This window comes from Rhodoferax sp. RT5P35 (genome assembly GCF_056521385.1).
Map to the genome: position 1 here is coordinate 293,765 of NZ_JBWMAX010000001.1, position 15,501 is coordinate 309,265.

Sequence of the window (15,501 nt, forward strand, 5' to 3'; positions counted from 1 at the left end):
CACCGCGTCAAATATGTCTAATCCTTTCGACCCCCTGTGGTTTGCCCCCGTCACCGGCTTGCTGGTCCAGATACAGCACGCCATGGAGCAGCGCCAGGCCCACCCTGCGCGCACCGTGGTCTTGCTGCCGTACGCGCAGCTCATGCCGCTGGCCAATCGCTTTTGGGCGCAGGCCCGGCCCGATGGTTTTGCCCCGCGTTTCGAGTCCACGCTGAATTGGTCGCACGGCCTGGGCGGCGCAGCCCTGGGGCCGCACGATCTGCGTTTTGACACCGCCATGGACATGCTGCAAGCCCCCGATCTGCTGGAGCGTGCCGGCCTGGGCGCACAGCGCGAAGCCTTGGCGGCCCGCCTGGTCGAAGCCGCCCATCAACTGGCCCCGTTGGTGGCCGCAGTGCCGCCGCCGCGGCGTGCCGACTGGGCCGCCCATGCGCGCGAGGCCGTGGGCCTGGGCATGGAAGCCCCGGTGCTGGCGCTGGAATGCGTGGTGGCCCGCATCGCGCTGGAATGGGCCGCCGCCTCCAGCTACGCCACCGACGTGCTTTGGTTTGATTCCGTGCCCGCCGCGCTGGACTGCATCGTGGTGCTCGACGGCTTCCAGACCGATCCACTGATCCACGCCCTGTGCGCCGCCTGGGGCGACAAGGTCACGCGCCTGGTGTGCCCCACACCACCGCCCCCGCCCATGCCCGCCCTGCACGAGGCCAGTGATTCCGAAGATGAGGCCCAGCGCGCCGCCGCCTGCGTGCTGCGCCACATCGAGGCCGGTCGCACGCCGGTCGCCTTGGTCGCTACCGACCGGCTACTGACCCGCCGCATTCGCGCCATGCTGGCCGCGCAAAACGTGCGCATCCGCGACGAAACCGGCTGGAAGCTGTCCACGACCCGGGCCGCGGCGCAGCTGGTGGTCACGCTGCGGGCCGCCCGCTGGGATGCCGGCAGCGATGCGGTGCTGGACTGGCTGAAAAACGCCCCCGCGTTCCGCCCGCGCACCGTGCAATCCCTGGAGAAAGCGCTGCGCAAAGCCTCGGTGCAAAGCTGGTCCGCTTGGAGCCCCGAGGCCACGCCGAACCAGCCCGTTGTGTCCGATGCCGTGCGACTGGCCAACAGCCTGCGCGCCAGCCTGCAAGCCGCCCGCCCGCTGGTGGCCTGGCTGGCTGGCGTGCGCGCCTTGCTGCAGGCCAGTGGCCAGTGGGCCGCGCTGGAGGTGGATGCCGCCGGGTCCAAACTGCTGTCGGCCCTTCGCCTCACCGAGGGTGCCGAGGCCGAGTTTGCCGACTTCCCCCAGGCCACCCGCCGCCTGCGCCTGGCCGAGTTCAGCACCTGGGTGGGCGATGCGTTGGAGGCGGCCAGCTATGTGCCCGACCACCCGCAGGACGAGCAAGTCGTGGTGCTGCCGCTGAGCCAGCTGCTGGCCCGCCCATTTGCCGCGCTGGTGCTGCCCGGCTGCGACGAGGTGCGCCTGGCCGTGTCGCCCGAGCCGCCCGGTGCCTGGACCGCCGCGCAGCGCGAAGCCCTGGGCCTGCCGTCCCGCGCCTTGCTGGAGGCCGCCGCCCGCGCCGCCTGGGCCAACGCCCTGCAAACCCCGCATACCGATGTGCTGTGGCGGCAAAGCGATGCTTCCGGCGAAACTCTGCTGGCCAGCCCGCTGGTGCAGGCGCTGCGGATCACAGAAGCGCTGCCGCTGGCTGCCGACCCGCGCATCCCCCGTAGCCTTACGCTGCTGCCCACCGAGCGGCCTTTGCCCGTGGGTGCCGCGCTGCCGATCACCCGCCTGTCGGCCAGCGCCTACGAGGATTTGCGCCGCTGCCCGTACCGCTTCTTCGGCCTGCGCCAACTGGGCCTGCAAGAACCGCAAGAGCTCACCGGCGAGGTGGACAAGCGCGACTTCGGCACCTGGCTGCATGCGGTGCTGAAAACCTTCCATGAAGCATTAAATCGTGCTCCAGCGCAATCATTACCTGCGCGGGTAGCTATGATTAACATAGCGTCCGAGCAGGTCACGCAAGACATGCATCTGGAGCCGGGCGAGTTCCTGCCCTTCGCCTCTGCCTGGCCCCGGGTGCGCGACGGCTACCTGGACTGGCTTGCCCCGCACGAAGCCGCAGGCGGCCAGTTCGAGCAGGCCGAAAGCGCGCTGGAGCTGCCGCTGGGCTCCATCACCCTGGTCGGCACCATCGATCGGGTAGACCAGGTGCACGCCGATGGCCGCAGCACCGCCCTGGTCATCGACTACAAAACCGAAAATGCCCAGGCCACCGGCAAACGCATCCAGCAGCCGCTGGAAGACACCCAGTTGGCCTTCTACGCCGCCCTGTTGCCGCACGACACATTGCGCGCCGCCTACCTCAACGTGGGTGAAAAAGACGGCAGCCAGTTGTTTGAGCAGACCGAAGTGGTCGAGGCCCGCGACGCATTGATCCACGGCATCCTCGACGACATGCAGCGCATTGCCGATGGGGCGACGCTGGCCGCGCTGGGTGAGGGCGCAGCCTGCACGTTCTGCGCCGCACGGGGCCTGTGCCGCAAGGACTGGTGGACGGTGTAAGGCCGGATCCGCTCCCGGAGTGGAGTCTCACACGTACGGCAGCCCGTCCTTGTGGAAGAACTTCCATGCGCCGTCGACCAGCGCGGCTTGCAGGTCGTCGTCGGGGTAGGTGGCGGCATCGCCCGGGGTTCTGTCGCCCACCTCCAGGTAAATCACCTCTTCAGCGCTTTCGTTGGCCAGGCGGTGGGCATTGCCGGTGCCTGCGGGAAAGCCCGCGCACATGCCGGGACCCAGTACGGTGGCACCTAGGTCGGTGTACAGCGTGGGGTGGCCTTGCAGGATGTAGATGAACTCGTCTTGCTGGGTGTGCGCGTGCCGCAGGGCCGACAAGGCATGGGGTGGCAAACGCGTCCAGTTGACACCGAAGTTCTTCAGGCCAAACAGGTCGCCCAGGGGGTGCTTTTCACGGCCCGCCATCATTGCTGCGAAGGGGGCCGGGTACACCGAAGGTTTGGTGCGGGCAGGGGTGTGGGCTGCGGTGACGGCAATGGGCGGATTGTCGAGGGGCATAGGTGCACAAGTTAGTGGGTGACAGCGCCATTTTGGCGGGTTTCCATGCCGCTGCAAGCCCGCCGCTAAGCATAATTAGATGCTATATAAAAAGTAGCTTCTTGCGACCTAAGGATACGCGCTGGAGGCATAAAAAGCTTGCAAGCTCCCATTGCGTTCCAGCCAAGCGCAAAACGCCACCGCGTGCGGGTTCTGCGTCGCCTGCGGGGCCATGATCCAGTAGTTGGTGCGGTCGCACAGACTCAGGGCGGGGAAGGGCGTGTGTAGCAGGCCGCTGGCCAGTTCGTCGCGCAGTTGCAGCGGGTTGCCCAGGGCGATGCCCATGCCCTGCACCGCGGCCTGCACGGCTAGGTGGGCGTGGTCGAAGGTGACGAGGTGGCGCGGTTGCTGCGCGGGTAGCCCGGCCAGGGCCAGCCAGTCCTGCCAGACCAGTGGGGTGGAGCGGCTGTGCAACAGGGTGCGCGACAGCACGTCGGCCGGGGCCGACAAGGGTGGCTGGGCGGCCAGCACTTGCGGGCTGCACACGGGGGTCAATGTGTTGGGCAGGAAGGCCCCCAGCACAACGTCGCGCCAGGGTGGGCGCTGGCGCAGGGCGGCTAGCTCGGCATCGGTAAAGCAGCGGATCGACACGTCGTAGGCCGCCGGGTCGAAGCCGGTGGAGCTGACGGTGGTGGCCAGTTGCACGTCCACGCCTGCTACCTCGGCGCAAAAGCTCGCCAGTTGCGGGATCAGCCACTGGGCGGAGAGTGAGGCCATGGAATTGACCGACAGGGTATTGCCACGCAGCGGGAGCTGCAGCCGGGCCGTGGCGCTGGCCATCTGGTCGAAGGCGCTACGCAGGCTGGGCAGGTAGGCGGCACCCTCGGCGGTGAGCCCCAGGCCCCGGCCACTGCGCTGCACCAGTGGAACGCCCAGCCATGTTTCCAGTGCCTTGATCTGGTGGCTGACCGCACTTTGGGTCACATGCAGCTCTTGTGCAGCCAGGGTCACGCTCTCCAGCCGGGCCGCAGCCTCGAAAGCGCGCAGCATGCTCAGGGGTGGCAGGCGGCGTGCCGTGGTTTTGGCATGAGATGAATTCATGGGTTTGGCGAAATTTCTCGATGGTTATGCAGCGCAATTACCACTAGCATAGCGCCATTGTGTGCACCGTCTAATCAGTAATTTAGCTCATTCGTAGCTAGTTGCTGGTGGCCGTTTGCTGTGACCAGAACCTGGCATCCTGAGGGGCCACACAAATGCTTTACCCTAGCTGTCTGCCCGATAAGGAAACTTCCCTTGCTACCCCCATCTCCCCCCAAAACCGTTGTATTCGACCTGGGTGCTGTACTTTTGCACTGGCAACCCGCCGAGATAGTCCAGCACGAGCTGCCCCGGTACGCACCTAACGCGGCAGCCGCGCAGGCGCTGTGCGCGAACTTTTGGACTCCCTGGGCCGAATTCGACCGCGGCACGGTCGAGCCCGCGCCATTGGCCGCCTTGCTGGCCGCGCAGAGCGGGGTGGACGCGGCAGATATGCTGCGCTTCATCCACGCCATTCCCAACCACCTGCCCACCAAGCAGGACACTGCCGCGCTGCTGCCCCGCCTGAAGGCGCAGGGGCACCGGCTGGTGTATTTGTCGAACATGCCCACCTCGTACGCCGACCGTTTGCGCGACCGCGATTTCTTCGACCACTTTGAAGACGGCATTTTCTCGGCTCACGTGGGCCTGATCAAACCCGAGCACGGCATCTACGCGCTGGCCGAAAGCCAGTTTGGCCTGACCCCCGCCGACACCGTGTTTATCGACGACAACGCACACAACGTGGCCACGGCGCGTGCCCGGGGCTGGCAGGCGATCCAGTTTCTGGACGCGGCGCAGTGCGAGCGGGATCTGGCGCACACCGGGTGGCTGGCATGAAAACCGGTGCAAGCCTGTTCCCCACCACGATAGACACCGACCACCGCTTCGGCCTGCACCTGTCCGCCGAATGGCGGGTGTTTGCGGCCTTCTTCATGTACTCGTTTGGCCTGGGCGGCATCTTTCCTCGGCTGGGCGAAATCCAGCGTGGCATGGGCGTGGGCGAGGGCGCTTTGGGCCTGGCGCTGATCGGCACCGCAGCGGGCACCCTGGTGTCGCTCACCCTGGCCAGCCGCCTGCTGGAGCGCATTGGCTACCGCCGGGCGCTGCTGCTGCTCACGCCGATGATTGCGCTGTTTTTTGCCATCGCCAGCTGGGCCAGCGGGCCGCTGGTGCTGTTTTTGTGCCTGGTGCCTGCGGGCCTGTGCGTGGGTGTGGTGGAGGTGGTGGTGAATGTAGAGGCCGACCGGGTCGAGCACCAGCTGGGCCGCCGCATCATGAACCGCGCCCACGCCTTCTGGAGCTTTGGCTTTTTTGCCGCCGGGCTAGCGGGCGCGGGCATTGCGCAACTCGGCATCAGCCCGCAGTTGCATCTGGCGATGATGGTGCCCGTGTCGCTGGCCGCCACATGGCTTTTGCTGGGGCGCTTCAGCCCCGCGCCGCTGCGCGAAGCCACTACCGAAGAAGCCCCGCACTTCGCCCGGCCCACCTGGGCCATCATGGCGCTGGTCTGCGTCACGCTCTCGGCCATGCTGCTCGAAGGCGCGGGCGCAGATTGGTCGGCCATCTACATGCGCGACGTGTTTGCCGCCTCGCCGCTGGTCTGCGGGCTGGCGGTGGCCGCGGGCGCGTTCACCCAGGCGGTGATGCGGTTTTTTGCCGACGGCCTGGTCGAGCGCTTCAGCCCCGTGGTGTTTGCCCGCAGCCTGCTGGTGGTGCTGGGCTGTGGCGCGCTGCTGGTGGTGTTGGCCCCCTTGCCCGCGCTGGCGCTGCTGGGCCTGGGGTTGATGGGCGTGGGCACCAGTGGCATCTTTCCGCTGGCCATGTCGGCAGCGGCGCAGCGCACCGACCGGCCCGCCGCCGTCAACGTGGCGGCGCTGGCACAAATCTCGTTTGTGGTGTTTTTGCTGGGCCCGCCCTTGCTGGGCCAGGTGGCCGAGCACTTTGGCATCCGCAACCTGTACGCCGCCTGCCTGCCGTTTGTGCTGCTAAGCCTGGTCGCAGTGCGAGCCCTGGGTAAAAAGAAGTGACCCAGGCCGCCTACGAACACAACGGCCACCCGGTCGAGCGCGCCGCCTTCTACGCCATCGCCTGCGACCCCCGGCGCAGCATTGCGGTAGAGGCCTGCGCGGGCGCGGGCAAAACCTGGATGCTGGTGTCGCGCATCCTGCGGGCCCTGCTGGAGGGCAGCCTGGCCAAGGACGGGCATGGCACTGCCGCCCACGAAATCCTGGCCATCACCTTCACCAAAAAGGCCGCCGGTGAAATGCGCCAGCGCCTCAACGAATGGCTGGTCGAATTCGCCCAGGCCACGCCCGAGAAGCTGGCCGAAGAGCTGCTGGCCCGTGGTGTGCCTCCCGCGCAAATTGCCCTGCAAGCCCCGGCCCTTAAAAACCTCTACCCCCAGCTTCTCTCCAGCGCCCGCCCGGTGCAGATCCGCACTTTCCACAGCTGGTTTGCCGCCCTGTTGCGCACCGCACCCCTGGCCGTTTTGCAAGACCTGGGCCTGCCCGCCAACTACAGCCTGCTGGAAGACGACCTGGAAGCCGTCACCGCCGTGTGGCCGCGCTTTTACGCCACCGTGGTGGACAGCCCCAGCGCCCGCGCCGACTTCGAAGCCCTGGTGGCCGTGCATGGCCGCTTCCAGGCGCACAAGGCGCTGGCTGCTGCCTTGAACAAGCGGGTGGAATTTGTGCTGGCCGACGCGCAGGGCGTGGTGGATGCGTCGGTACCGTCGTTCGACGCGCAGTTCCCTGCCTTCGCCGGGCTGGCCGCACCTGAAGATTTACTCTGGGCCCAGCGCCCGTTGCTGCAAGAAGCCGCCGGCAACCTGGGCCGCGCCAGCGCCGTGACCTTCTCGGCGGCAGGCAGCGCGCTGGAGCAGGCTTTGACCGCCCACGATGCAGATGCCGTGCTCGCGGCCTTGCTCACGCAAAAAGGCACAGCCCGCAAGTTCGGCGAAAAGATCGTCGGCATCGCCACTGTGCGCGCCGCGCAAGATCTGGTGTTGCAGGTGGCCCAGGCCCAACTCCAAAACGCAGCCTGGGCGCACCAGCAGCGCATGGCCCGCCTCACCCGCGTGCTGATCGCCGAGCTGGCAGCCCTAAAATACGAGCGCGGCTGGGTCGATATGAACGATGTGGAGCGTGCCGCGTCCGTCATGCTGTCGGACCCTGTGCTCAGCGGCTGGGTGCAGGAGCGGCTGGATGCCAAGGTCAAGCACCTGCTGATCGACGAATTCCAGGACACCAGCCCGCTGCAGTGGCAGGCCTTGCACGCCTGGCTCAGCGGCTATGCAGGCGCGGCGGGCGCGCCCAGCGTCTTCATTGTGGGCGACCCGAAGCAAAGCATTTACCGCTTCCGCCGCGCCGAGCCGCAGGTATTCCGCGCTGCCCAGGCCTTTGTGGTGGACGGGCTGGGCGGTGATTTGCTCAGCTGCGACCACACCCGCCGCAACGCACCGCCGGTGATGGCCGCCGTCAACGCCGTCATGTCCGCCGCGCAAGCCGCCGGTGCGTACGACGGTTTCCGGGACCACACCACCGAATCCACCGCCCTGGGGGCCCTGCGCTATCTGTCCGCCATTCCCCGTGATGCCAATGCCTCCGCCGCGCAGGCTGCCCAAGATGGCTGGCGCGACAGCCTGGGCACGCCGCGCGAAGAGCCCGAAGACAGCTTGCGCACCCTGGAAAGCCGCCAGGCCGCCCAGTGGCTGGCCGGGCAACTGGCCGACGGCTTGGCGCCCAAGGATGTGATGGTGCTGTCGCGCCGCCGCGAGCGCCTGGGCCACATGCGCGATGCCCTGCGCGCCCTGCACATCCCCACCCAGCAGCCCGAAAAAGCCGACCTGGCCGACGCGCCCGAGGTGCAAGACATAGCAGCCCTGCTGGACGCGCTGGTGTCCACCCACCACGACCTGTCGCTGGCGCAGGCGCTGAAATCCCCGCTGTTTGGCGTAAACGACACGGACCTGGTGCACTTGGCCCAGCTGCAGCGCGCCGCCCGCGCCGATGTCGACAACACCGCCGACAGTAGCTGGTGGAGTCTGCTACACAATACAGAGCAGCTCCCGCAGGCGCTATCTACGCTAGCGCCGGTTTTGGTGCAATGGAAGCAGTGGCTGGACGCACTGCCCCCGCACGACGCGCTGGATGCCATCTACGCCCACGGCGACTTGCTGGCCCGCTTCGCCGCCGCCGCGCCGGCTGCTCTGCGCCCCTCGGTGCTGGCCAATCTGCGCGCGGTGCTGGGCACAGCCTTACAGCTCAACGAAGGCCGCTTCGCCACGCCCTACGCCCTGGTGCGCGCCCTCAAGGCAGGTGGTGTCAAAGCCCCGGTCACCAGCGCCCCGGATGCCGTGCGCCTGCTTACCGTGCACGGCGCAAAAGGCCTGGAGGCCGCGCTGGTGCTGCTGCTCGACACCGATTCCCCGCCCGGCAAGGCCGAGACCATGGGCGTGCTGGTGGACTGGCCCGGCGAGGCCGAAGCCCCCGTGCGCCTGGTCTTTTTGGCCAGCGAATCCAACCCGCCCGCCTGCGTGGTCGACGTACTGGCCATCGAGCAGGCCGCGCGCCAGCGTGAGGAGCTGAACGGCCTCTACGTCGCCATGACCCGCGCCCGCAGCCAACTGGTGCTGTCGTCCGTGGTGCCGCACAAGGCGGTGGACGGCTCGTGGTGGCAGCGTTTGCAGCCCCTGGCTGAGAGGGTTGAAGCCTTAGCCGAAGCCGACCCGCTAGAGGCCGCCGCTGCCGATGCCGATTTCACTCTGCTGGTGGTGCCGGACATCGGCCTGCAAGTCGCCCCACCGCGCCCGGAGCCGGAGGCTGATGCCACTGAGTCGCGCATTGGGCAGGCGATGCACCGGCTGCTGGAGTGGGGCACCGCCGATATCACCCAGCAGCAAGCCGCAGCGCGTGAGTTTGGTTTGGATGCCGAGCAGTCCCAGAAGGCAGCCACCATGGCCGCCGCCATCCGTGCGGGCGAGGGTGCCTGGGCCTGGGATGCCGAGGTGGTGGATTGGGCGGGCAACGAGGTGGCTCTGAACTACCAGGGCAAGACCTTGCGGCTAGACCGCCTGGTGCGCCGCAAGGACACGGGTGCCTGGTGGGTGCTGGACCACAAATCCAAAAATCAGCCGCAGCGCGATGCGGGGTTGGTGCAGCAGTTGGAGACGTACCGGGCAGCGCTGCGGGTGCTGTATCCGGGGGCGGAGGTGGAGGCGGCGTTTTTGACGGGGGCGGGGGGGCTTGTGGTGGTTTGAGGGGAGTATCGCCTCACTTCAAGGGCTGCCATAGGCAGTCCCGTGGAAAGAGACGTTAGCTCGCATTCGTCGCACGGAGCCTCTCCAGAAGATTCTTCTCTGGAACAACCTCGATGGCCTTTCCGACTGACGTATTTACGAGAGCCCGGAGAGTTTTTAGATTCGATTCGCTTATGTCTTGAACGAAGCCGGAAGCGAACTCTTTTGACCAATTTGGAGCCGCTTTAAAGGACACGAGGAACGATGCCTGCTCTCCGTGTGCGAGTTGCTTTGGGTATTGGTGCGTGTATTGCCCAGCAACGGGTTGAATGCAGAATCGTTTGTTCTTGCGCTTGCCGACAGACCACCCCACCGAGACTATGTTGACCGGGCGATCTCCGATATTTACGACTCCGAACCCTACGTGTTCCTCCGCTGGCGTTCCGTCTCCCTCAAACACAAGACGGACACCCACCGTTGCCTTGATATTGACTACCTCGGCCTTTCGAGATAGGTACAGCGATACCAAAACAGCCAAAAACGTGGCGATCCCGGCAAGCCAAGTGCCAACAACGTTCCAGACTTGGATTTCTTGGTCGAGCGTCATATTCAGATTCTGGCTAACTCAATATGCAGAGACACCAAAGTGTCTCCCTAACATCGCATTTGTCGCCTTAACTTTGGCAACCAAATGCGGTCAAATCCTCTGCCACGATTGGGTTTTCTCAGTTTTTGACAAGCGGTTGAAGGCCATAACAACTCCAGAAAAAGCAGCAGAGGGATGTTGCACTATATCCCGGCAATCCCTTGCAGCTTGCCTTGCGACTGCTCTCGTTTTTGAAGTTGGTCATGCTTCCAGCGCCGCTGGCCGGGATGTGCCCCCGGCAGGGCAGTAACTTTTCTTTGCTTGGCCAAAGAAAAGTCACCAAAAGAAAGGCCACCCCCACTACCTGCGTCCTCCGCTGCGCTGCGGAAACCTGCGGTGCTCACTTCAGGTGGGGTCCGGCTAAACTCGCTGCGCTCAGACAACGCCAGCCCTTTTCCACCTGAAGCTGCGCTCCTCGGCGCATCTAGAGGGGGACCCCTGGAGCGGGATCGGGGGCGCACAGCGCCCCATCGCGCCTAGGGCGCGAACCACCCTCACCACCACCCGGCCAGCGGCGACTGTGGTGCCCAACACGGCATAGATCCGCCACAAACTTTTTCAAAATATTCAAGTAAAAACTGGCTCCAGCGCATACTCCGCCTTCGCTAGTGGCTACTAATTCAATAGCATTTTGGGTTGCAGCCAAAACAACCAGCCCAGTAGCGCTGCGAAATGCGCCACCACGCTGGTCCAGTAGCTGGTTTTGAAGTGGGGGTTGCGGGATTTGTAACGCAAAACGGCCTGGGCCATGCCTGCGCCGGGCCAACCACCCACCAGGCTAAGTAGGTGCAGGGTGGTCTCTGGGGTGCGCCAGGTGGCGGTGCGGGTGGTCTGAGAGGGGCGGGCGTAGGCAGTGACGGTGAGTACGTTCACCACCAGTATGGCGGCCACCATCCACAGCGACAGGCGGTGGTCCCACACCCCCCACGCCCCCAAAAAGCTCCACAGGATGAGCAGCAAAACAAAGGTGCGAGCGCTGGACTTTCGGCCGATGGTACGGCGGGGCCGGTGGGAGTGCACATCGGCATTGGCGCTGGCCGTGCTGACCGATATGGCGCGCGCGCTTTTGTCGCTGACACTGACTTCATCAAACCACACGGTTTCGCCTTCGCGCGGCGATGCGGCGCCAAGGTAGTCTTTAATGTGAAAAAAAATGTCGTAGCCGGTGTTGGGGCTGCGGATGAGACCTACGCCGCGGGTGGTGTTCCAGCGGTGGATTCTTCCTCGTTTTTTCATCGCACTTACCCCCAGCGTGTACCGGCTGGGAATTCTGACCCTGTACGCGGGGATATCAGCGTTTTTTACGCATTGTTACCGCACAGTTTGCAGCGGCAATCCCACGTAGTTTTCGGCCAGCACAGTAGAGGCCGCGGGGGAGTGCACCAGGTATTCCAGCTCGGCTTCTTGCATGCGCTGGCCGAACGCGCCGGTGTCGGGAAACTTGTGCATCAGCGAGGTCAGCCACCACGAGAAGCGCTCGGCCTTCCAGATGCGGGCCAGGGCGCGCTGTGAATAGCTATCGATGCCTGCTGCGCTTTTTTCCGCATAAAACTCGATCAGCGCGTTGGAGAGGTACTTTACATCGCTGGCCGCCAGGTTCAGGCCCTTGGCCCCGGTGGGCGGCACGATGTGGGCGGCGTCGCCTGCTAAAAACATGCGGCCAAAGCGCATCGGTTCGGCCACAAAGCTGCGCAGCGGGGCGATGCTTTTCTCCAGCGTGGGGCCGGTGACGATGCGCTCGGCCAGGGCAGGGTCGAGGCGGCTGCGCAGTTCGTCCCAAAAACGCTGGTCGCTCCAGGCTTCGACCTTGTCGTCCAGCGGGCACTGCACGTAGTAGCGGCTGCGCGTCAGGCTGCGCATCGAGCACAGCGAAAACCCGCGCGCGCTGTTGCCGTAGACGATGGAGTGGGGCGACACGGGTGGTACATCGGCCAGCACGCCCAGCCAGCCAAACGGGTAGACCTTTTCGTATTCGGTCACCGCGCTCTCGGGCACGCTAGCACGGCAGACACCGTGGAAGCCATCGCAGCCGGCGATGAAGTCGCATTCCAACTCCAAGTTTTGCCCGTCCTTCTGGTAACGCACGCGCGGTGTGGCGCTGTCGAAATCGTGCACGCTCACCTGGGCGGCCTGGTACACCGTGGTCAGGCCTGCGGCGCTGCGCGCATCCATCAGGTCGCGCGTCACCTCGGTCTGGCCGTAGGCCGTGACTACCTTGCCACCGGTTAAGCCATGCACGTCGATGGCATGGCGTACGCCCGAGAACACCAGGTCGATGCTGTGGTGGACGATACCTTCGGACTGCACCCGCTCCCCTATGCCGGCCTCATGCAGCATGTCTACCGTAGTCTGCTCCAGGATGCCCGCCCGTATGCGGCCCAGCACATAGTCGGGGCTTTGCCGCTCGATGATGACGTTGGCAATGCCAGCTTTGTGCAGCAACTGGCCGAGCAGCAAGCCGGACGGGCCTGCACCGATGATGGCAACCTGGGTACGCATTTGAGTCTCCCGAAATAATGGCTCACCCCCAGGCTGCAGTGCTTCGCATCTTTCGCCAACCCCCTTGCAGGGGGCAGCACCAGCAGCCTGGCATAGCCAGTTCTGCGGTGCTTTTGGTGGGCGTGCGTTCTGTCTGCACGAGAGGCTCATATAGGGCATTCATGTTAGGTGGCAACGCAGCCCGTTGCCAGCAGCGCACCACGTCTTTGTGCGATGATCGGTCTAGTTGTGCGATCACCGCGCAGAAAGTCAGAGCCATGACCATTCAAAAAGGGGATCTCATCGAAGGCATGGCCAAGGGCATGGCGGTGCTGGAGAGCTTCGACACCGAACGCCAGCGCCTCAACGCCACCCTGGCCGCCCAGCGCGCCGGGCTGACCCGCGCCGCAGCCCGCCGCCATCTGCTGACGTTGGCGCACCTGGGTTACCTGGACACCGACGGCAGCTACTTCTGGCTGGCGGCCAAGGTGTTGCGGTTTTCGGGCAGCTACCTGGCATCGGCCCAGTTGCCGCGGGTGCTGCAGCCCACCCTGAACCGGCTGGCGGCGCAGACGCTGGAGTCATTTTCGGCGGTGGTGCGCGACGGCGACGAGGTGGTCATCGTGGCCCGCAGCGGCAACGACCGCAGCGGCGGCCCACTGCGCGTGCTGGCCTACGGTCTGCACCTGGGTGCGCGCTTGCCAGCCCACGCCACCTCTACCGGCCGGGTGCTGCTGGCCAACGAGACCAAGCTGGCTTTCAACGCCTGGATGAAAAACCGCAGCCTGCCGCGCCTGACGGCCCACACCACCACCGACCCCAAAGCCTTCCGCGCCGCCGTCGCCCAAGTGCGGGCCGACGACTTTTGCGTCGCCAGTGAAGAGCACGAACTGGGCGTGCACGCCCTGGCCATCCCCCTGCGCAACCTGCAAGGCAAGACCGTGGCCGCTCTGAACGTGGTGACCACGCCGCAGCGGCTGGAGCAGGAGGTGCTGCGCCGGGATCTGCTGCCGCTGCTGCTGGAGGCGGCGCGGGAGCTGCGTCCGTTACTGTGATGAATTTATATAGAAAGAGGCCCTGGCCAAGTCAATACCTGCGCGAGTGGCTATGGAAAACATAGCAACTGCCGTAGTCAGTTGCGGTGCGAAATCTCCACCACCACGGCCCGTGCGGCCAGTTGCTGCACCAAAGCTTCGGCCGCCGCCCGGTTGCGGGCATCCAGGTTGGCATCCCATTCATCCAGCAGGTAGACACGGGCCTGGGTTTTCTGGGTGATTTCCTGCAGCGCGCGCAGTTGGCGTTCGCCGGACGAGAAGCCGCTGGCGGCGGGGGCATCTTCGTCCTCATCGTCGGTAGGCAGCCCGGCGGCAAAGGCAAACGCCAGCTTGTCGTGCGTCGGCCAGTAAAACGCCTGTTGGCCGAGCTGGGTTTTCAGCGCGGCCAGCAGGGTGGATTTACCCGATCCGTTGCCGCCGCGCACCTGTAGCCAGCCACTGGGGCGGGCTGCTAGCACGGCCAGGGCGGCATCCAGGCTGCTGCAGGCCTGCGCCTCGCCGCTGCTCCACTGCAGACGCAGGTGGTCAAAGCCAATGCGCTGCACAAAACCTGCATCCGGCGCGGGCCGCATGGCGTTGCAGGCACCGCCTATGCGCGTCCACACGGCGGCCAGGTCGTTCCAGCCGGAGGCCAGGCCGTGCATGTCGCCAGACAAGGAGATTTGCCGCGGCAGCGTGGCGGCCAGGGCCACCAGCAGGCTGGTGTTGCCCACGTTCTCGCCCGCCACCCAGGCCAGGTAGGCAAACAAGGCCACTAATGAAACGATGCCGTTGACGGTGGCTAGCCCTTCGCGGGCCAGAATCGCCCGGATTTGCGCCGCCAGCGCGTCGCGCAGCCTGGTTTTGAAGCCGCTGTGCCAGAGGCGGAAGTTGTAGCGGTTGCCGCTGAAGATGTTTTCCCAGGCGCTGTAGGTGTGGGCCGTCATGCGGTTGGTGCTGCGCTGGTGGGCCAGGTAGGCGGCGGCTACCGGCTTGCGCACCAGCCATTGCAACAGTAGCAGCACGGCAAACACGGCGGCGTAGACCAGGGGCAGGCCGGCGTCGATGGCCACCCCCAGCACGACGGCGTTGAACATCAGGCCAAACAGAAGCTTCAGATCGGCCTCCAGCTCATAGACTAGCTCAAAGAAGATGTGGAAAGCTTCGTTGGTCAGAAACGGCTCGGCCAGCTCGCGCTGGTCTTTGTCGCCCAGCAGCGCGGCCTGGCCCTGGTTGTCGCGAGAAAAGCGCAGCATGTAGCGGCCAAAGGCCCCAAATCCGGCGCGCTCGGCAAATATCCAGCTGCTGGCACCCACGATGTACGAGGCCGACTGCACGCCCACGATCCAGGCAAAGTCGGATACCAGAAACACCTTGTCCACCATGTCGCGCCCGGCCTCGATGATCAGCCAGGTGGTGCCGGCCGCCAGCCCGGCCTCGGCCACCAGGCACAGCAGCATCCAGAAAAATGGGCGGCAGAGCAGAAAGCGCAGGAAGTCGCGGTGGCGGTAGGCAGGATGGGGGTGGTGCATAGAGGAGGGCGATGGTACATGCCCACCCACTGCCTAGCGGGGATGGTGGGGGCCTAGCCGGTTTGTAAGGGCTTTGTAAAGACAGCCGTGCTTGCAGGAGCGCCGCGCGTCTCCCGTAGAATCTATATCCAATAGAAGGGGACGGCGCTAGCTGGGATTGTTAAGTTTTAAAAAGCTGTCAACCCCAACGACAGCGCCACGTTCTAGAGGTGTCTGCAGGTAAATTTGAATTGAATGCCAGACGTTTTATTTTTCCACCCGCGAAAGAACACCATGACCAAGAAAAAACACAGCAAAAAGCCCGCCAAGAAGTAATTCTTAAGCCCGCTTGAAAAAAACCCGCCCCGGCGGGTTTTTTTCTGCCTGCTACTATTTAAATAGCTGGTAGCGTAGATTCCATATGCGCTAGAGCCTTATTTTTCATAAATCTCGGCTGTCCGTTAAACTGTAAGCCC

General features: G+C 65.0%; 11 protein-coding genes. 5 read left to right on the forward strand and 6 right to left on the reverse strand.

Going from position 1 to position 15,501, the window contains the following annotated elements; translation table 11 throughout:
• Positions 1 to 13: 13 nt before the first annotated feature.
• Positions 14 to 2,548 (forward strand): PD-(D/E)XK nuclease family protein, encoded by a 2,535-nt coding sequence (locus tag AC097L_RS01355; RefSeq protein ID WP_479584313.1) that lies wholly within the window; start codon positions 14 to 16, stop codon positions 2,546 to 2,548.
• Positions 2,549 to 2,575: 27 nt separating this feature from the next.
• On the opposite strand, the gene AC097L_RS01360 is transcribed toward AC097L_RS01355, so the two are convergent.
• Both AC097L_RS01360 and AC097L_RS01365 read right to left on the reverse strand, forming a co-directional pair.
• Positions 2,576 to 3,058, reverse strand: a complete 483-nt coding sequence (locus tag AC097L_RS01360; RefSeq protein WP_479584314.1) for a cupin domain-containing protein — start codon at positions 3,056 to 3,058, stop codon at positions 2,576 to 2,578.
• 108 nt (positions 3,059 to 3,166) lie between these two features.
• On the reverse strand, positions 3,167 to 4,138 hold the full coding sequence (locus tag AC097L_RS01365) for a LysR family transcriptional regulator (RefSeq protein ID WP_479584315.1): 972 nt from the start codon (positions 4,136 to 4,138) through the stop codon (positions 3,167 to 3,169).
• A 195-nt stretch (positions 4,139 to 4,333) separates the two neighbouring features.
• Here AC097L_RS01365 and AC097L_RS01370 point away from each other — a divergent pair, with 195 nt between their 5' ends.
• The 3 genes from AC097L_RS01370 to AC097L_RS01380 are packed head-to-tail and all read left to right on the forward strand — an operon-like array spanning position 4,334 to position 9,377.
• Positions 4,334 to 4,957, forward strand: coding sequence for an HAD family hydrolase (locus AC097L_RS01370; protein ID WP_479584316.1), 624 nt, complete (start codon positions 4,334 to 4,336; stop codon positions 4,955 to 4,957).
• Entirely contained in the window at positions 4,954 to 6,147 is a 1,194-nt protein-coding gene (locus AC097L_RS01375) for an MFS transporter (protein ID WP_479584317.1), read from the forward strand. The genes AC097L_RS01370 and AC097L_RS01375 overlap by 4 nt, the downstream gene beginning before the upstream one ends.
• Positions 6,144 to 9,377 (forward strand): UvrD-helicase domain-containing protein, encoded by a 3,234-nt coding sequence (locus tag AC097L_RS01380; protein WP_479584318.1) that lies wholly within the window; start codon positions 6,144 to 6,146, stop codon positions 9,375 to 9,377. Before AC097L_RS01375 ends, AC097L_RS01380 begins: the two co-directional genes overlap by 4 nt.
• Before the next feature lie 55 nt (positions 9,378 to 9,432).
• Here AC097L_RS01380 and AC097L_RS01385 read toward each other — a convergent pair whose 3' ends face one another.
• From AC097L_RS01385 to pobA, 3 genes are all read right to left on the reverse strand, one after another.
• Positions 9,433 to 9,963, reverse strand: coding sequence for a hypothetical protein (locus AC097L_RS01385; RefSeq protein ID WP_479584319.1), 531 nt, complete (start codon positions 9,961 to 9,963; stop codon positions 9,433 to 9,435).
• A 654-nt stretch (positions 9,964 to 10,617) separates the two neighbouring features.
• On the reverse strand, positions 10,618 to 11,238 hold the full coding sequence (locus AC097L_RS01390; RefSeq protein WP_479584320.1) for a DUF1294 domain-containing protein: 621 nt from the start codon (positions 11,236 to 11,238) through the stop codon (positions 10,618 to 10,620).
• Positions 11,239 to 11,313: 75 nt separating this feature from the next.
• Complete coding sequence (pobA, locus tag AC097L_RS01395) at positions 11,314 to 12,501, reverse strand: 4-hydroxybenzoate 3-monooxygenase (protein ID WP_479584321.1); 1,188 nt, start codon at positions 12,499 to 12,501, stop codon at positions 11,314 to 11,316.
• 257 nt (positions 12,502 to 12,758) lie between these two features.
• Between pobA and AC097L_RS01400 the strand changes: the two genes are divergently transcribed.
• Positions 12,759 to 13,535 (forward strand): IclR family transcriptional regulator domain-containing protein, encoded by a 777-nt coding sequence (locus tag AC097L_RS01400; RefSeq protein ID WP_479584322.1) that lies wholly within the window; start codon positions 12,759 to 12,761, stop codon positions 13,533 to 13,535.
• Positions 13,536 to 13,612: 77 nt separating this feature from the next.
• On the opposite strand, the gene AC097L_RS01405 is transcribed toward AC097L_RS01400, so the two are convergent.
• A complete protein-coding gene (locus AC097L_RS01405; RefSeq protein WP_479584323.1) occupies positions 13,613 to 15,046 on the reverse strand; it encodes a hypothetical protein in 1,434 nt (477 codons plus the stop codon).
• Between the last annotated feature and the right edge of the window lie 455 nt (positions 15,047 to 15,501).